Origin of the sequence: Azorhizobium sp. AG788 (genome assembly GCF_943371865.1) — a bacterium.
Classification (GTDB): domain Bacteria; phylum Pseudomonadota; class Alphaproteobacteria; order Rhizobiales; family Xanthobacteraceae; genus Azorhizobium.
Genome location: NZ_CALRWL010000060.1, coordinates 1 through 16,955, shown reverse-complemented (window position 1 = coordinate 16,955; position 16,955 = coordinate 1). Strand labels below are relative to the sequence as shown.

At 65.2% G+C, this 16,955-nt stretch carries 20 protein-coding genes and 1 riboswitch; of the genes, 4 read left to right on the top strand and 16 right to left on the bottom strand.

What is annotated here, in order from left to right; translation table 11 throughout:
- Positions 1–55: 55 nt before the first annotated feature.
- Together AAG816_RS24365 and AAG816_RS24360 are read left to right on the top strand one after the other, a co-directional pair.
- The gene (locus AAG816_RS24365) at positions 56–895 is read left to right on the top strand and encodes a bis-aminopropyl spermidine synthase family protein (protein ID WP_341992298.1); all 840 of its coding nucleotides are present in this window, start codon (positions 56–58) and stop codon (positions 893–895) included.
- The gene (locus tag AAG816_RS24360; RefSeq protein ID WP_341992297.1) at positions 892–1,464 is read left to right on the top strand and encodes a hypothetical protein; all 573 of its coding nucleotides are present in this window, start codon (positions 892–894) and stop codon (positions 1,462–1,464) included. Before AAG816_RS24365 ends, AAG816_RS24360 begins: the two co-directional genes overlap by 4 nt.
- Here the strand turns inward: AAG816_RS24360 and AAG816_RS24355 are convergent.
- The 14 genes from AAG816_RS24355 to AAG816_RS24290 form a co-directional block, all read right to left on the bottom strand.
- The gene (locus tag AAG816_RS24355; protein ID WP_341992296.1) at positions 1,450–2,112 is read right to left on the bottom strand and encodes a hypothetical protein; all 663 of its coding nucleotides are present in this window, start codon (positions 2,110–2,112) and stop codon (positions 1,450–1,452) included. The two genes, AAG816_RS24360 and AAG816_RS24355, sit on opposite strands and share 15 nt — an antisense overlap.
- The gene (locus AAG816_RS24350) at positions 2,105–3,097 is read right to left on the bottom strand and encodes an ImmA/IrrE family metallo-endopeptidase (protein WP_341992295.1); all 993 of its coding nucleotides are present in this window, start codon (positions 3,095–3,097) and stop codon (positions 2,105–2,107) included. The genes AAG816_RS24355 and AAG816_RS24350 overlap by 8 nt, the downstream gene beginning before the upstream one ends.
- 63 nt (positions 3,098–3,160) lie before the next feature.
- Positions 3,161–3,850, bottom strand: coding sequence for a hypothetical protein (locus AAG816_RS24345; protein ID WP_341992294.1), 690 nt, complete (start codon positions 3,848–3,850; stop codon positions 3,161–3,163).
- A gap of 134 nt (positions 3,851–3,984) precedes the next feature.
- Complete coding sequence (locus AAG816_RS24340) at positions 3,985–4,371, bottom strand: helix-turn-helix domain-containing protein (protein WP_341992293.1); 387 nt, start codon at positions 4,369–4,371, stop codon at positions 3,985–3,987.
- On the bottom strand, positions 4,368–4,976 hold the full coding sequence (locus tag AAG816_RS24335; RefSeq protein WP_341992292.1) for a regulatory protein GemA: 609 nt from the start codon (positions 4,974–4,976) through the stop codon (positions 4,368–4,370). The genes AAG816_RS24340 and AAG816_RS24335 overlap by 4 nt, the downstream gene beginning before the upstream one ends.
- Before the next feature lie 92 nt (positions 4,977–5,068).
- Positions 5,069–5,716, bottom strand: coding sequence for a DUF3164 family protein (locus AAG816_RS24330; RefSeq protein ID WP_341992291.1), 648 nt, complete (start codon positions 5,714–5,716; stop codon positions 5,069–5,071).
- Positions 5,706–6,317, bottom strand: coding sequence for a helix-turn-helix domain-containing protein (locus AAG816_RS24325; protein ID WP_341992290.1), 612 nt, complete (start codon positions 6,315–6,317; stop codon positions 5,706–5,708). The genes AAG816_RS24330 and AAG816_RS24325 overlap by 11 nt, the downstream gene beginning before the upstream one ends.
- Entirely contained in the window at positions 6,314–6,709 is a 396-nt protein-coding gene (locus AAG816_RS24320; RefSeq protein ID WP_341992289.1) for a transcriptional regulator, read from the bottom strand. The genes AAG816_RS24325 and AAG816_RS24320 overlap by 4 nt, the downstream gene beginning before the upstream one ends.
- The gene (locus AAG816_RS24315) at positions 6,706–7,335 is read right to left on the bottom strand and encodes a hypothetical protein (protein WP_341992288.1); all 630 of its coding nucleotides are present in this window, start codon (positions 7,333–7,335) and stop codon (positions 6,706–6,708) included. Before AAG816_RS24315 ends, AAG816_RS24320 begins: the two co-directional genes overlap by 4 nt.
- 1 nt (position 7,336) lies before the next feature.
- A complete protein-coding gene (locus tag AAG816_RS24310; RefSeq protein ID WP_341992287.1) occupies positions 7,337–8,098 on the bottom strand; it encodes an ATP-binding protein in 762 nt (253 codons plus the stop codon).
- Between the two features lie 26 nt (positions 8,099–8,124).
- Entirely contained in the window at positions 8,125–10,305 is a 2,181-nt protein-coding gene (locus AAG816_RS24305) for a DDE-type integrase/transposase/recombinase (RefSeq protein ID WP_341992286.1), read from the bottom strand.
- Complete coding sequence (locus AAG816_RS24300; RefSeq protein WP_341992319.1) at positions 10,305–10,760, bottom strand: hypothetical protein; 456 nt, start codon at positions 10,758–10,760, stop codon at positions 10,305–10,307. The genes AAG816_RS24305 and AAG816_RS24300 overlap by 1 nt, the downstream gene beginning before the upstream one ends.
- A gap of 34 nt (positions 10,761–10,794) precedes the next feature.
- Positions 10,795–10,971, bottom strand: coding sequence for a hypothetical protein (locus AAG816_RS24295; protein WP_341992285.1), 177 nt, complete (start codon positions 10,969–10,971; stop codon positions 10,795–10,797).
- Complete coding sequence (locus AAG816_RS24290; RefSeq protein WP_341992284.1) at positions 10,968–11,273, bottom strand: helix-turn-helix domain-containing protein; 306 nt, start codon at positions 11,271–11,273, stop codon at positions 10,968–10,970. Before AAG816_RS24290 ends, AAG816_RS24295 begins: the two co-directional genes overlap by 4 nt.
- Before the next feature lie 187 nt (positions 11,274–11,460).
- On the opposite strand from AAG816_RS24290, the gene AAG816_RS24285 reads away from it, so the two are divergent.
- Positions 11,461–12,003, top strand: coding sequence for a hypothetical protein (locus AAG816_RS24285; RefSeq protein WP_341992283.1), 543 nt, complete (start codon positions 11,461–11,463; stop codon positions 12,001–12,003).
- A 167-nt stretch (positions 12,004–12,170) separates the two neighbouring features.
- Positions 12,171–12,566 (top strand): hypothetical protein, encoded by a 396-nt coding sequence (locus tag AAG816_RS24280; protein ID WP_341992282.1) that lies wholly within the window; start codon positions 12,171–12,173, stop codon positions 12,564–12,566.
- A 227-nt stretch (positions 12,567–12,793) separates the two neighbouring features.
- Here AAG816_RS24280 and AAG816_RS24275 read toward each other — a convergent pair whose 3' ends face one another.
- Positions 12,794–14,299: a PepSY domain-containing protein gene (locus AAG816_RS24275; protein WP_341992281.1), complete on the bottom strand. Its 1,506-nt coding sequence runs from the start codon at positions 14,297–14,299 to the stop codon at positions 12,794–12,796.
- On the bottom strand, positions 14,299–16,473 hold the full coding sequence (locus tag AAG816_RS24270) for a TonB-dependent receptor (RefSeq protein ID WP_341992280.1): 2,175 nt from the start codon (positions 16,471–16,473) through the stop codon (positions 14,299–14,301). The genes AAG816_RS24275 and AAG816_RS24270 overlap by 1 nt, the downstream gene beginning before the upstream one ends.
- 103 nt (positions 16,474–16,576) lie before the next feature.
- Positions 16,577–16,791: riboswitch (cobalamin riboswitch) on the bottom strand.
- Positions 16,792–16,955 lie beyond the last annotated feature (164 nt).

Below are 16,955 nucleotides of genomic sequence, written 5' to 3'. Positions count from 1 at the left end.
TCACCGCCAACATAAGCCCTAGTCTTGCTCCCGGTGTGAGTGGGGGGCTGTAAACGTGGTAGTGCAACGCCGGCAAATCGATCTGCAGGAAGCCGTGAACGCTGTCTCTGACGTGGTTCAGAACCGGCCTCGGCCGATCCGTAGTATCGATCAGATCTACATGAAGACAGGTGATATGGTGCTCCAAGCGGAGCTTGTCGCGCATTGGGCTGACAAAAAGCGGCTGGCTTTCATTGGTGACGGAGACGCCATCAGTGTTTGCGTCGCTTACCTTAAGAGCAGGAACATAATTGACTATGGTCCTTCGCTGATCACCGTTTTTGACTTCGACGAACGTCAGGTCCAGGCAATCAAGAGCTTTGCCGAGCGAAAGCACATTCGGCACTTGAATGCTGAACTTTACAATGCACGTGAAGCGTTCCCGAGGTCGAATCGATTCGACCGATTTTATACTAATCCTCCCTGGGGGCAGTCGAATGACGGGACGAGCGTCCACGTCTTCATGGAACGTGGCATTGAAGCCTGCGGTTATGGCGGTCAGGGCATGATCGTTATTGCGGACGATGAGGAGCTCGACTGGCCGAAGCACGTCCTCCATACTACGCAGAAGCGGGCATCTGATCTCGGCTACTTCGTAAGCCGTATGCAACCGCTCATGCATTCTTATCATCTAGACGATGACGCGCTGCTCCGATCGTGCAATCTTTTCATTGAGGCGCTCCCAGGCAATCTGGCGCGAGGCAAGAGTAAGGCGATCGAAGAGGAGCGTCTGGTTAATTTCTATGGGCGAGACCAAAATCTGCGGATGCGATACATCAGATCCAACAGGCCGCTGACGTTGGAGGGCGCCGATGAGAATGAATGGCGGCCGGAGTTTTATGAGGACACCAAATGAGCGACATCATCCGCCCAGGGGCGGGCGTGCTTTATATGAAAGTCGGCACTCATGCCAAGGAGGGAATTGCCGAGATCATCGAACGGAAACGCCGCGAGATAGACAATGCAGGCTTCGCGATGTGGGGTTATGGTGGAAGCACCTGCTATCCAACTTCGATGGTTCAGCCTTTCGCACGTGCGTTCGCCGCGAAGGGAGAACCTATTCACCTTGTCATGCACAAGATGAATTCCAAGCATTATGCTGAGCAGGTACGTGCGGAGCGTTTCTCTGTCGACGGCACGAAATGGGAAAAAATTCCGGAGGCGATTAACGTCTTGGGTTCACGCTATGCGCTTATGATCAAGAATCTGCGTGAGCACGATGATGAACTGGACCTCGGCTCAACGCGAGTAGCAGTCGGCCGTAATGAAGGACGTTTGGGGAGCCGCTACGTCCAGGGCCAAGCGGACAAGGCTTGCCTGCTGATCACCGAGCCTGAACTGGTTAATTTCGAACCCAAAAAGGTCAAGATTGACCTCGTGGCCGACCTTATAGATCCCTATGCGGTGTTCCTAAGTGAGCGCTGAGCCCAACCGGAGTAGACTGTCGGCGTCTCGCCTTGTGGCCTCGACGTAGCTTCCGCAGGCTTCATGCAACTGGGCGGGATCCCAATCATCTCGTCCACAGGAACAAGCCAGTCGCATGGCATTGTCCACCTGTGGCTCTGCGCAAATGCGCTCGCGAAGCGTCTCTTCGCCCACGATGCCCCCGATAGTGAGAAGCAACTGTTCAAAACTTGCGATGCGCTCGATCAACGCGCCCTTAAGGCTGCTGCCGGCGAGAAGCGATGCCAATGCGCGAATTGCGCGCTTGTCGCCGGTAACCATCAAGGGGAGGCCCCGATTTACAACGATGGAAACGATCTGCGCCTCGCCGGTGTCGAGGGGAAGGCCTCGCTGCTGCGCAGTGGTCGCGAGATCTGCCGCCAAACTGATTTCACTATCATCTGGCTCGAGGCGCTCCAACATTCCCAGCAATAGAGTTAGCTGGGCCACAGCCTCGCCCCGGTTTGCTAGGTGTCGCAACCGCGACATCTGACTTAAGGCGATTATATGCGTAAGGCCCAGCGCCGCAACACGTCCATAGGACGACAGAGCGCTTACCAATTCTATGGCGACGCGGTAAGCGGACGCTTTTAACAATACATCGGTGTCGACAGCGACTTCGTCAGCCATTACCGATGCCCAATGTCCGTTTGATAAAGACAGCTCCATCCGAGCCGAGGCGGCTAAGGTCGAGTTGGCTCTCAGCTACGCTGTTGACGATGTCCGAGACTGGCGCCTGCTGCGGATAGAGTAGGCGCATCGCCGCCATCGCGACCGGGCATGCATTGTGGCGAAAGGCTACGGCCAGAGCCAGCGTGCCCGGATCGATCCCTAGATCCTCGCCCATACGCTTTGCTACATCGGCAAGCTCAAGGGAGTTAAAACTATTGAAGTTCAAGCGGATATCCGGGTCCGGATCTCCCATCAATACCTCAAGGGCATACCTGTCGGCCGCAGTCTCTTCGCCGTCAGAATCTGTCGCCCCCGCAGGATCCTCTACATCGACGAGGATGTCGTCGGTTGGCACGTGACCTAGGGCAATGTGCCCGATCTCATGCGCAAGGGTGAAAGCTGCCATCGCCGGATATCTGGCTTCCCGGCTCAAGAGAATTGCGTGGCGTCTACCCTGTCCAACTACCATCGCATGCATAGCTTTTTGCACCAACGGCCATACCCGAAGATGAGCAACCGGAACGCCTATCGCCCAGCAGAAGGTCAACAACCCTGCCAGGTTGGGTGGACCCGTGGGAAGAAGCAATTCACGCAGGGTGCTTGCACGGAGGTTTATGAGGTCACCGTTTGGTTTGCATGCCTCCATCAGCGAGCGACCCACGCTGACGCCAAACGAGTTTAGCGCGGCCAACGGCATTTCTTCCGTGGCGTGCAAATGCTTGAATCGCGCCCTGTCTCTCCAAACGAAGTCTACCCGCTCACCGACGAGGGACTTGGGCGATAGACCAAGATTTCGTGCAACGGCGAGGCGCAGTTCTGTCCGAGCGGACTTCGACGACTCGGCCTGATCGCTCCACCACTCAGGCCAGGCAGCGTCAACCGCAGCCCGACTAAGCCCTGCCGCACGCAATTCGGTCTTTAGTGATTCTGCATCGCCCATCATCGCGCGCGAATCCTCCAGCAACCGACCGGGGATTCGATAGCAGGCCCACGAGGAGAGATCAAATCAAGAACGACCTGATCGCGTGCCGCTCATGGCAAACGCCCTTCCACAGCGGTTGCGGACGTAAGACACTACGTCCAGCCAGTCGGCTTCCGCTTGCATCTCTTCCTCCAACGCCGCCCGAGCTGGCTCAATCAATTCCACAGGGTCGATCAGCTTGACCCAGTACCCGTCAGTCAATCGAGCTCGCATCGCCACGCGGTAGCTCGAAGAATTTTCACGCCCACAACGTTCGAGAAGCGCCGTCACTTGGGACGCGCCGACTGCACCGCCAGCGCCTATGTTCCGATAAGCACTTGGATCGAAGCTTCCCTGATCTGCGACCTCTAGCGGTACTTCAGACCGACACACCAACGCGTAGTGACAATTCCTGCTGCCTGCGCGGCTCGTCACCAACACGTTATCAGGAATCGGCCGGGGTTGACCGTCCTCGCCGGTGTAGCCACGCCAAGCCAGTATGCGCGATGGCGCGACGTCTTGTGCTTTCGGCCGGGACTTCATCACCGAGAACACTACGTCGATCTGCGCTGCTGTTCGCACGAGCCCTGGTATAGCCCGCGACGGCGCCGTTCCCACGCCCCAGAAGAATAGGCCTCCACCCGATCTCCGCTCCAGTTCCTTCCGATGCACGATGCGGCCAAGCTGCTCACCAGCTTCGGCCTGCATTCGCGTCCAGCAGATTCTTTCATCCATTTGAGCGGCAGCCGGTCCCAAGGTCTTTGCTCCATTTGCTTCGAAATTTGGTAGCGGGGCAACAGCTTTGTCCCCGCAGGTTGGCTGATGATACAGGTGCCTCCTTTCTAGGAAGTGCAGCAACGCCCTCCTGCCTAGAACAGTCTCGCCTGCCCCGCATCCTCGTCCTCCTTCCCCCGCGCCCGCATCCTCTGCGCCGTCCGCCGATGCAACCCCGCATGCCCCGCGGCCTCGTCGATGGAGGCCCCCTCCGCCAGTGCGCGGGCCATCCTTAACCGCGCCGCCGCCAGCGTCCCCGCCGGCCCCATGGGCACGGCGACCGTCTCGCCGCCATACATGGCGCACAGCAGATCCGCCCCCTCCCGCCCGAGCAGCGCCACCAAGCGATGCTCATCGCCCGCCCGCTTGGGGACGGAAAGCCGCCGTCCGCCATGCTCCGAGGCAAAGGCCAGCACCCGCGCCAGGCCAGCCGCCGGCAAAAGCGCATTGAGAAGATGCGGCAGGGGCGGAACCTCGCTCATGCCTGCCCCGCCTTCATCCGCTTGCGAATGACCGCGCCACCCGCCCGGATCTCCCCATCCAAGTCCGTGCCCGGCCCCAGCTCCGCACCCGCCACCGACAGCCCCAACGCCGCCATCCGCCGCCGCTGCGCCCGCCAGACCGCCGCCTTGCTCGCCTCGATGTTGCCGCTCGCCGGCCATTCCACGCCCGCCTCCCGCGCGAGCCAAGCCTTCAGCGCCTCGATCACCCGGCGGGCGGAAGCGGCATCCGAGAGGAAGCGGGTGTGCTCCAGGCCGGTCTGGCGCTCCAGGAAGGCGAGCAGCGCGGTGTCGGTGCGCTCGCGCACCACGCCCAGATGCCAGCCGGACAGCCAGAGCGCCCACAGCTTGGCCGCATAGGGGCCAGCCAGATCCGCCGCGCCGCGCGCCGGGGTGCCGCTGCCGCCACCCTGGAGCGCCTTGAGCCGGTCGATGACGCGGATGGCCTCGGCCTTGGAGAGCTCGGCGCAGGAGCGCTTGCCGCCGGCCACGGCGGCGATGACATCGCGGCGGGTGTCGGTGTCGAGCCCCAGCCGGCGGGCAATGCCGTGGATGGCGCCGATCTGCTGAGCGGTGGCGGTGCTCATAAGCGGGCCTCGCGCGCGATCTCGCCTGGCAGCGCCTGGCAGCGCCGGGCGGACGACGGGGGAAACGGGGATTGCCGCGCCCATGGCCGCCCTCACGCCGCCGAGGCCAGATCGATGGTGATGGGCTGCCATTTGGCGCGGGCATTGGGGCGGCGATAGAAGCGCACATATTCTCGCGAGCCCACCACCCGGATGGCATCATCCAGCGCCGCCATGGCCCGCGGCCAGGGCTCGCGCTCGATCTTCAGGCGCCGCAGCGAGAACAAAGCCGCGCGGTTGATGCGGCCTTCCTTGTCGGTCTGGAAGGCGTGTTGAACGAGAGCGCGCACCTCGGCCGGGGCGCCGTCCGACCAGGCGGCGACGCACTCGTCCACGATGGCTTTCGCCACCTGCAATTCCGGGCCGAAGGTGAGCACGTCCTGCACCTGCACCACCACCTTCAAGCAGCCGTCGAAGCTGGTGAGGGTGGTGTTGCCCTTGGCGCCGCCGCGCGTCGCCCCATAGCGCTCGGCCAGGATGCTGACGAAGGAGGCCACGTCATCGAAGGTGTGGCCGCGGAAGCGGGCGATCTGGCCGGAGAGATCATCGGCATATTGGATGATCTTGCGCACGGTCTGGTCCTCCAGCGCATCCTGCGGCTTCACCAGATCCAGCGGCACCAGATGGCCCTGGGGATCGGTCATGTATTGATTGCCGCCGATCTCCATGATGCCATCGGCGAATTGGGTCTCACTGTCCATCGGGGCTCTCCGGGGCCTGAATTGTGACGTAGCCGAGCGCGCCCAGCGCCTCGGCCAGATGATCGCGGGGGGCGCCGGCCACGGCGTCGCCCAGCTGCACCAGCATCTCGGCGGCGGCATCCGCCGCGCGGTGCAGCGCCATGAGCTGGGCGGCCATGGTGACGATCTGGTCGGTGGAGGCGCCGATGGCGGCGCGCTCCGGCATCGGCGCGGCGATGATGTGCGCGGCCACCGCCAGCCCATCCGCATCGGGGCAGCGCTCGGCCAGGCCCTTGGCCGCCAGCGCCTGGAGCGTGGCCAGCAGCGCGGTGAGGCGCCCGGCCAACTGGGCATCGGTGCGCATGCGCGCGTCCAGCTTCAAGGCCGCGCTGCGGATGGTGGTGTGGTCGCGCCCGCCCAAGGCGGTGCCGATCTGGCCATAGGTCTTGGTGGTGAGGCGGGCGGCCAGCCAGCACACCATATGGCGTGGCTCCATCACCTCCCGCGTCCGCCGCTGGGTGCGGATGTCATGGGCGGAGACGCCGGTGGCTTCCGCCACCGCCTGGGTGATGAGCCGGATGCTGGGCTCCGGGGCCTCGAACAGGCTGGGGGCTGCGGTCATGACGCGCCTCCGGTGAGGCGTGCATGGGGGCAGCCGGCGCGGCAGGCCCGATAGAGCCGGCCGCGCACCGAGGACGCGGCCGAAAACGGCGTCTTCTGCTCGGTGAGGCAGCGATCCATGCCGATCTCGCCCAGCACCGGGCAATCGGCGGTGGAGCCGAGGAAGGCGCCGCGCACCCGCTGTTCCAGCGCCGCCATGTCGCCGGGATAGCGCTTGGCCAGTGCCTGGCTGAGCATGGAGCCCGAGACGCCCAGCTGGCGGGCGGCGGCGGTCTGGGTGGTGCGGGCGCAGGCATCGGCCAGCGCCATGATCCAATCCGGCGGAGTGCCCCAGCCGGCGCGGGCGCGGGCGTGGAAATCCGTGGGCGGGCGTGGGTTCGGGCGCGGGTTCATGGCCGCGCCTCCTCGGCCTGCTCCGCCGCGCCCATCACCGCCTTGCGGTTCTGGTCCCAGATGAACTTGGTCCGCATCACCAAAGGCGGCAGCGGCCCGGTGTTCATGCCCGGCTTGAGCCGCCATACCGCGGCCTTGCCCGGCTTGGAGGCCTGGGCCACCACCAGATAGCCGGCCTTGCCCAGCACCTTGAGATAGGCCCGCGCCGCCACCGGATCGACGCTCACCTCGTCGGTGGAGGCGGCGTGCGCCAGCTCGATATAGGTCACGGTGCCCAGATTGCGCAGGGCACGCCACATCTGCTCCTGCCCGGTGGGCGGACAGCGGCTGCCATCCCGGCGCAGGCGCGGCGCCTGCAACGGGCGCTCGCACAGCTGATAAACCGGGATCGGCTTGGCCTTGAACACGCCGGGCCGTTCCGCCACCTGCCGGCAGATGCCGGCCTTGGCCAGGCGCCGCACATAATCATGGATGCTGCCGGGATCAGCGTTGCTCTGGTCGACCACATCGGCCGGGGTCCAGGGGCCTTGGGTGTCCAGATCGCGGATGATGGCCCAATAGCCGTCATGGCCGCGCGGCACCGCGACGGTCAGGGCATGATGGTCGGGGCTGGGGCGGCGTCCCATCTCACAGCCCCCGTGCCAGAGCGGCGATATTGCGCGGCGATGGCGGGCGGCTGTCGAAAAACTCCGTGCTGCCCCAGGCCCGGCGATCCAGCGCCTTGGCCCCGCTGTTGCGGGCGATCTCCCCGGCGCGGATGAGATTGACCACGATGCGCCGCGCCCGCCCGTCCGAGCGGTTGACGATCTCGGCCAGCAGATCATCGCCAATGGCGATGCCGGGGCAGATGGAGGCGGCCAGCGAGCGGGCATCGTCCATGTCGGTGGGCTGCGCCGCCACCCAATCCAGCACCCGATTGTGCACCCGCTCCACCGCCGCCAGCTTGGCCGGCAGATGCTCCTCGCCGATGAGGATGATGGGCGCGGTGCTCTTGTCCTGCAGATCGCGCACCAGCTCGATCATGCGCTTGTCCACCAGCCGGTCGGCTTCGTCGATGATCAGCGGCCGGCCGGGATCATCCCCCAGAATACGGATGGTGGCCTCGGCCATGTCGGCAATGGTGCCGCGCGGGCTCTGGCCGGCTTCCGCCAGGATGGATTTGAGCAGGGTCTTGCGGGTCCAGTAATCGCCCACTTCCACCCGGATGGCGCGGGTCTTGTTCTGGGCGAAGATGGACGCATAGGTCTTGCCGTAGCCCGAAGGCCCGTGAAACACCCCGAACCCCGGCGCGGTGGGATCGCGCTCGATCAATTTGGTCGCCAGCCCCATGAAGGCCGCGACATTGGTGGTGGCAACCGGCCCCTTCATCATCAGTCCTGCCTGCAACATCTCATGTCCCCAAGTGGTGATCTGGTTCAGCCGGCTTCCACCGGCGCGTGTCTGGGCGCTAGGTCATGGCTGTCTCCGAACGTGAGCTTGAAGCCTTTGTATTCAGGGCCTTGGGCGTAGCCGAGCAGCCAGGTGGTCTCTTCCGGCGGCAGGGCTTCCCCGGCAGCGAGGCGCCGTTCCAGCGCCTGCGCCCGCATCCAGCGCTGCTTAGGTGTCTCCACCGCATGCAGCGGGCGCACCTGCCCACCGGCGGGCGCGGCTGATTCCGCCACAAGGCGGGCCTGGAGGGCGCGGGTTTCCTCCGAGATCCGCGGCTTGGGCGCGGTGCGCGGCGCCGCGGCCAGGGCGGCGGCCTCCAGTGCCGGGGTGGTGTGCGCCTCGCGCGCCTTGGGGAAATCCACCAGCGTGCCGGCTTGGCGCGCGCTGTGGCGCAAGGCCAGATCGATCAGGCGCGGCCCCTTGGTGAGGCGCTTGGCTTCCTTGCGCACATCGGCGGTGCGCTCGGCGATGATACGGGCCTGTTCGGCCTTGGCCGCGGCCACCGCCGCCTTCGGGTCGATGCCTGCCAGCTCGGGGCATACCGCCTCGCCCAGATAGCTGACGCCGGCCGGATCGAACAGGAAGGCGCGGCCCATGTCGGCCGGGTCCATCCGCACCAGCACCTGCGTCTCGGGCAGGATCTGCGGCGCCAGATAATGGAAGCCGTCGATGCGGATGCCGCTCTTGGTGGCGAGGCGCAGCCCATGCTGTCCGGCGACCGGGGCCAGCAGCATGTCGAGGGCGCGGTCCTCCACCGTGCGGATGGGCGCGGTGGAGGCGGCCGCGGCCTGGAACGGGGTGACGCCGCCAAGCCCCTCATGGGGCCGGTGATCGTATTTGCTGGCGATCCATGCGTCCGCATAACGCTGCAGCTCGGCCGCGCTTAGTTCCACGCACAGCGCTTCGCGCGGATCTTCCCCGAGGCGGGCGGCGAAGCTCTTGCGGGCCTCGATCACCTTTCGGTCGGCGACGCTATGGCCGATGAAGCCCGGCAGCAGCCGCACGAAGCCGCGCTGGAAGGTGCCGATGGCCCGTTCCACATGGCCCTTCTGTTCCGGGCTGAAGGCCTCGGCCGTCACGCGCCGGATGCCGATGGCGGCGAACAGGCGCTGGGTGGCATAAGCGACGAAGTCCGCGCCGTTATCGGTCTTCACCTCCTCCGGCACGCCCCAGGCCAGGATCGCCCGGCGCATGAGCAGGGCCACGCCCTCGGCCCGCGGCGTGCGGGTGACATAAGCAATGATGCGGCGGGTGAAGATGTCGATGGCCACATAGACATTGTGCCGGCCATCCAGGCACAGCATGTCCACCGGGCTGGCATCGATCATCCAGAGCTGGTTCGGCGCCTGCACATGGGCCATGGCGCCCCGGCCGGACAGCCGATAGCGGTTCTTGAACGCATCGGGATTGCTGAGGGCGGTCAATTCCACCTTGTGGGTGGTTTTCCAGGCCTTCAACGCCTCTTGAAAGGTGCGCAACGGTGGCAGCGGCAGCACCTTGCCACGCACCTCCAGCGTCGGGCCGAACTGCCCGCCCACCAGGTCGCGCACATGGTCTGCCGTAAACAGCGGGTTGCGGGAGAGCAGCGCGAGGCAGAACACCTTCACGTCGCCGCCATTGGCGATTCCCAGCACGCCCTTGCCGCGCCGGGCCGCGCCCCGATCCACCGCCAGCCGATGGGTGGCGCCCACCGCCTTCACCGCCCGCCAGCGGGCCAGCGTGCGCGGCGTCAGCGACTTGACCGCCTCGCGCACCCACGGCGCCACCTCCACCGCCCCCGCCGCATAGGCCGCGCAGAACAGAGCATCCGCCCGCTTGCGGCCGATGCCGGCGGCGCTGGCGAAATCCTCCACCGCCGCCAGAATGGCCAGCCGCCCATCCCGCTGCTCCAGCGCCGTGGCCGTGACCTGCTCCGCCTCCGGCTCGCTCGCCGCCGCCTGCGCCACCGCCAGCGGCACCTCCAACGCCTGCAGATGCCGAGCGACGTAGGCGGCACGGGCGGCAGTGGGCAGGGCCGAAAGCGGATACTCGCGGCCACCGCCGGAGGCGGTCCGCTCCCGTGATGGCCAGCCTTCGCGGGCGGCCATCTTGCGGACGCCGCGCTCGCTTTCCGGCACGTCCGGCAGGATGAGATCGGCAATCTCTGCCGCGGTGAACCAGGCCCGCATCACCGGCCTCCCCGGTAGCGCGCCTGGACCGCGGCCTTGCGGCGGGCGATTTCAGCCTCGCGCTCTTCCAGCAGGTGCAGTTCGATAAGATCCGCATAGCGGGCCGGCACCACCACATAGCCATGTTGCGCCGGCAGCCAGCCCAGAAGGTCATGGTCGCCGGTGGCCTCGATCAAGGCCACGAAGGCATCAAGCGGGATGCGGTTGTTGGTTTTGGACGGGCTGGCCCAGGCGTCCAGCGTGTCCTTGCTGATCGTGCGGCCGAGATAGGCGCCCATCTGCTGCGCAATCTCCTCCCGGCTGCGCTCGGACTTCTTGATGGCGGCGCTGATGAGGCGGGTGATGACCAGATCCAGCGGCCCACGCGTTTCCGCATCGCCGGGGCCGACCGCAACGCTTGGCGGCTCCCAGTCGCGGAACAGGTCCAGGGTGATGCGATCCGGTGCGCGGGCCATGCTCACGCGCCTCTCGTCCGGCGGGGGCGCGCGGTCATAGCCAGACCAGCAGCAGGATGGCGAGCGCGTGCGCGCCGAGGATGAGAGCGGCGAGCCCCATCATCACATGCAGGCTCTCGCGGCGGATCTGGGCCAGCCGGCCCATGTCCCGCGCCATGGGATGGAGCGGCATGTCCGGGCGCAGCCTGGGGCTGGACAGGCGCGGGCTCATGCCGCCGCTCCCATGTCCACCGCCCCGCTTTGCTTTTGGCTAGCGGCGGAGCGTCCTTCCAAGATACGCTTTGCCCAGGGTGACGGCTTGGCGTACCGCTCGGGCCAGATCTTCTCGGGAGCGATTCCGAGAAAATCGGCCAAGGCCCTTTCGCCCGCCAGATGACGGCGGACGAGAGCGGAGCGGCAGGCGGATTGGTCGAGACCGGCTGCGAGGGCGATAGCCGTCAAAGTGGTCTCGCGCCGATGCACCTCGGCCCGGATCGCGTGCCTGTCCCACACGACAGGCGCCGACTTGGTCATGTTGAACTCCTCGGAACCCGGCTCCTGCCAGAGCCGGTTTTTTCGGGGCATTGCGCACACGAATGAGATCGCGAATGCGTTCACTTGGGTCAAAAATGTCCACTTTTATGGAGTTTTGCAACCATAAAAATGGAGTTCCGACCTATGGGCGCTGCCGCAAGTCCACAAAAACGGGATTTCTGTTGTAATGACCGATGGTTACGACAGCTCGGAACCGGCGGACGAGTCGGGTGAAAAAGTTCCGGGCTGGACGCCGGAGCTCGGAACTCGCCTGAAAGAGGTGCTAAAGCGGGTTGGCGGCCTCAAGAGCGCATCCACAATTGTGGGGTACAAGGCCGAACAGATCGCCAAATGGCGAGACGGCAATGCCCGCCCACCCTTTTATGCGCTTCAGATGCTGGCCAAGGCCGCGGACGTCTCGCTGGATTGGCTGGCAGGGGGCGGCGCGGACCGCGAGCCAGGCACGCCCAGCGAACAGGGGCAGGCCGTCGTCGATGAAGAATTGATGGGGCGCATCACGGACGCCATCGCCCGCCTCTACAAGGACGAGAAGGTCGGTTTGGCCGCTATCGACCTCGGGCGGCTGAGTGGCCGCAAGTATGCGGAGATCGCGTCGGCGACCGACGATGCTCTGGAACGCTTGGCGATGATCAAGCTGGTCGTCACCCAACTCCGCGCCGATTTGCGCGCAGTGGCAGAAGCGCCTGGCGCCGGTAAACGCTTGGCCTGAGGCTCGTAAGAAAGGCCATTCTCGGCGTTATCGTTGACGCTGCGTTTGAATTCGCGCATTCCATGCTTGCATCTGGCTGCCGTTAACTCATTGAAATGCAAGCAATGTTTTCGATATTGACTTCTGGTTGTCGTCCTTCACGCAACGTGGCGCTTTCCTCGACCCTGATGGCCGCGACACTCGTTATCGGTGTGGGGATTTCCGCCATTGCCGAAGCCAAGCCGAACGGGACAGCGCGCCTCTGGCTCGCTGACGTCCAGACCGCGGAAGAGATGATCAGCGACGCGGTTGCGACCACGGATCCGGATGAGTTGAAAAAGCAGTCTTACGCGTTGGCCAAGCTGCAGGGGCGTGTTGCGACCGATCTTGTGTCGGTGAATGAGGATCAGCGCGTCGCCTGCGCCTTTGCCGTCCAGAATCTGGCGAACGTGGTGCATTCGCTTGCAATGCCGCCGGCCAAGGCTCTGAAATTCGCCACCTATGATGCGGTCGAATATCGGAAGTTCATGGCTCTGTGCGAGAAGGCGTTCGGCGCGCGCGGCAAGCGCCATCTGCCGTTTTGACGGTGGTGACATTTGATCCTGCGTCTGCCGCATGTCTGGCCCTTGGGTGACATTCGTTCCTGCGCGGCCCGCGAACAAGTCATCGTCGCCAATGCCACTGCTAGGCCTATGACCGCAAGGCTTTCCCGCTCGTTCCCGGCAAATCCCGCCTAATCCCACCACCGTCCCCAGATGACACCTGATCCTGCGTGTCACAGCAGGCCCGGAGCGCGGGACCGGCCATGGCGTCAGCGGGCGAGCAGGCGCCGCCAGCCGATCACCACGCCGCTCACGGATATGACCAGGCCCAGCAGGGACAGCACCCCCATGACCATGTCCCACAGTGGGCGGCGGTGCAGCAGGATGGTGAAATCCAGGCTGTGCAGCCCATTGTACAGCCACCGATAGAGGCGAAGCGCCGATGTGCTGGTGCCGACAATGTCGCCCGTTGCCGGGTCGATATGAACAAAGGTGCGCCGGGCGTCCGCGAACGCGACCCGCACCACGGGCAGCGGGCGGATGCGGTGGTGGCTGTACCAATAGGCGTCCGCCTCCCGGAGCCGGGTGACCTGGGCAAGCTCGGTCCCCGGAAACAGCCGCGCCGCAGCCTCCGCAATGGTCTGATCCGAGAGCACCACCTCGCGCCCCGCCGCATTCCGCAGCCACCCATGGGAAGCCGCATCGGCGAACTGCACCAGCGGCTGGCCGCCCAGCCACGAAAACCGGGCTTCGACCACATCCGCCGGGATGTCCTGCGCCCCTGCGGCGGGATGGCCCGGGAACGGTCGCCCGTCGTCGCCCCGGAAGGCCGCCAGCGCGGTCTGGGACACCGGCGCCCGTGAAAACAGGTTCAGGGGGTTCATCGACATCCAGCCGGAAAAAATGAAGGTGATGACCGCAACGCCGCCCAGCACGCCGGAGATATGGTGCCAGAGCATCCATCCGCCATAAGGCGAGATGCGCCCGCCTCTGTAGCGGGTCTTGCCCGGTCGCAGGCGCAGCAGGCCGATCCACACCCCGGTGACGGCAACGGCGATGCAAGGCCCGGCGATCCACAGCACCACATTGGACCACAGCGGCCCATTCTGGCGCAGAGGGGTGAAGTAGAGCCAGTGGGGAACCGCTCCCAGCCAGTTCCAGAAGCGCTGCGATGCCGTGGTCTCCAGCACCACCTCGCCGGTGCGCGAGGAGACATAGATCTCCGTTCCCGCCCCATCGCCTTGTGCCACCCGATGGAGCGGGCGATGGGGATTGTAGCCCTGCGGCACGGTCCACTGGTCACGCTCCAGCGTCTGGATGAGGCGGGCGTCCGGCGCGCCCCATCGGCTGCGCACCAGGGCGACCGCCTCGTCCGCCGTCATGGACGGCACCGGGCGGCCATCCACGGCGGAGACAAGGTGAAGCGCCCCCGTGGCGTCGGTGATGCGGTAGACCGGCGCTTCCGCCCGCATGTGCAGGACGCTGTCGCGGGGGGCACCGGTGCCGGCCAGGGCCATGGCTTGCGCGGGCGTGATGGCCACATGCTCCCAGGCGATGGGCGCCAGCGCGCGTCGCCGGTCCGCCTCGCTCTGGCTGGGGAAGGGCACGTACATCATGACCACGCCCGATGCGAACCACATGACAAAGAGCAGGCAGGCACCGATGCCGAGCCAGCGATGCAGCCGATAAAGCCACGGCTTGGTGGTCTTCCACAGCGGCCTGCGCCGCGGCTTCGCGGCGGGGCCGCGCCGCTGGAGGGAGGGGATCGCGGGCATCAGAAGCGCACGCTGGCGCTGAGTTCCGCCGTCAGCGGCTGGCCCAGAACCCATTGGGTCGTGCCACCCGCCACGGCGTAGGTCTCATCGAACAGATTGTAGACCCGCAGCGCCAGGGTGGAGGCGGGTGTGGGCGACCACTGGATGCCGCCATTGACCACCACATAGTCCGGTCGCTGGATGGTATTGGCTTCGTTGACGAACATGGGCCCGACATATTGAACCCCCGCCCAGGTCTTCCACCGGGGCGCGAACATCCAGGTCAGCCACATGTTGCCCACCTGTTCGGGGACGCCGATGGGCGTATTGCCGGTGGCATTGATGCCGCTGGTGGTGATGAAGCGGTCATAGCGGGCATCGAGCACGGCGGCATTCGCGGACAGGCGCCAATCCGGGTGGAAGGCCAGCGAAAAGGTCGCTTCAAGGCCGCGCGAGGATTGTTGCCCGATCTGCTCGGTCACCGTGGAACTGGTGGAGGAGCGGGCCAGGAGATCGTATTTGATGATGTCGTAGGCGGCGAGCGTCCACTCCCCCCGTCCGCCCCAGAACGCCTGCTTGACGCCCACTTCATACTGTTCCGCCGTGGTCAGGTCGAAACTGGCATTGGCGCTGGACAGCGTGATGAGGCCGGACACCGGATCGATGCCGGTGGTGTAGGAGGCATAGACGGACAGATCGGTGATGGGCGTGTAGACGACGCCGATGCGGCCGGTGAGGGCTGAATAGGCCTTCTGAAACTCTTCCTGCCCATTGACCTGATTGTAGCGGGTGATGGTGGGGTTTTCAGACCGCAGGCCGCCGACGATGGACCATTGATCGTTCAGGACCAGCCGATCCTCGGCGAAGATCGCATACTGCACCGTATCGGAATGATATTTCGGCACCGTCGCCACAGGGCTGAGGAAGGAGCCGGGATCGAAGCCGACGAGCGGCACCGTGGACGTGCCGCCATAGGGCGAATTGTTGATGTGCGTGAAGCCCACCTTGTTGATGTCGAACCCCACCACCAATGCGTTGGGCATGCCGAGCAGCCTGGCATGATAGGTGGCGTCGGTGCGATTGCCGGCCTGGGTCTGGTCGTGACGGATTTCGAGATAATCGGTGCGCCGCACCAGGCCGGTGGCGGGCTGGAAGCTGTAGGTTTCCGCATCGCGCCAGTGCCGGTCGCTGGTCAGATAATAGAATGTTGAGCGAATGGTCAGCGCATCGCTGGCCGCCCATTCGGTCTTGAACTGGGTCCAGTTATCGCTGTAGCGGATCAGCGCGTTATCCACATTGTAGTTGGCGGTGCGGTTGACGTCGCTGAGACGTCCGCCGATCAGAGGCGTGCCGAAATATGCCTGCGGCTGCTGAAAGCCGTAGTCGTTGCTCAAGGAGAACACCAGGTCGTCGCTGGCCTGAATGCGCAGGCTGCCGGAGACCGCCAGCGAAGTGTTGTCGCCACGGTCGACCCAGCCGTCGGAGACCTTTCCGGCGATGTCGAAGCGATAGGAGACCCGGTCATTGATCGGCCCGGTGGCATCCAATGCCACCCGGCCGGACAGCAGCGAATCCAGCGCCATGAACGCTTCGCCGTGACTGGCATATGGGTCCGGCTTGCGCGGCACCACGTTCACCACCCCGCCGATCGCCCCCTCGCCATAGAGCACCGAGGCCGGGCCGCGCAACACCTCGATCCGCTCCGCCGACCAGGTGTCGAAGGGAAAAGTGACGGTGCCGGCGCCCACATAGAGGCGGGTGCCATCATAGAGCTGCATGACGGAGCCGTGGCCGGAAAAGCCGCGGGTGCTCAGCGAGGTGCCGCCATTGCCTGGCGCCGGGCTGGCGCTGAAGCCGGCGGCGTCCTGGCTCACCGCATCGATGACGGTGTATTGGCCGCGCTCGCGGGCCAGATCGCCGGGGATGATCTGCACGCTGGCGGGGGTCTGCAGCGAGGTGAGATCCAGCCGACTGCCGGTGGTCGAGGGCACCAGCAAATTCAGGCCCGCGCCCAGAGACGGGCTCGTCACCTCGAGCGTATCGAGCGCAATGGGTGCGGCCTCGGTCGCGCTCTGCGCAAAGGCGGGTTCGCTGAACCCGACGGCTGCCATCAGCAGCAGGGCGGCTTCCAGGTCGCGGCGCGGCAGCGCGCGGGATATTTCAGGCGGAATGCGGACAGGAGAGACGGTCGTCATAGCACGAACCCCGGGCTTGAGGGGCAGGGCTATGATGGCGAGCGGCAAGGACTCGCGGCAAACGGACCGATGGAGCCAAAGCGCACCATCGGACACCCCGCCGCGGACGATATGATGTCGCGGCAGGTCTCCTGGCTCACGGGTCATCGCCTGTATCCGGCCTTCCCGAAGCCGAATGGCTTCAGTGACGCAGAATGGACACAAGCTCACCGCTTACAGTTGCGGGGGCAGCTCCGGCTTCGCCAAACGGCTCACCGAATTCCCTCTTAGCTCCAACCGCTTCGACACGATTGCAGAACCACGACTCGTCCATGAAGCCTTGGGCGCGGCAATGAGTCAACAGCGGCATGTTGATATCTTGGACGCGCAGGAAAGGTTCATCGCGCCATGCCATGCGCGCCAGTCCCGGTCTTGAGCGTCTGATGAATTGCGATCCGTATCCGGCATTGACGGCCCTGTCCGGGTCGGCGGCGCGCCGCCGA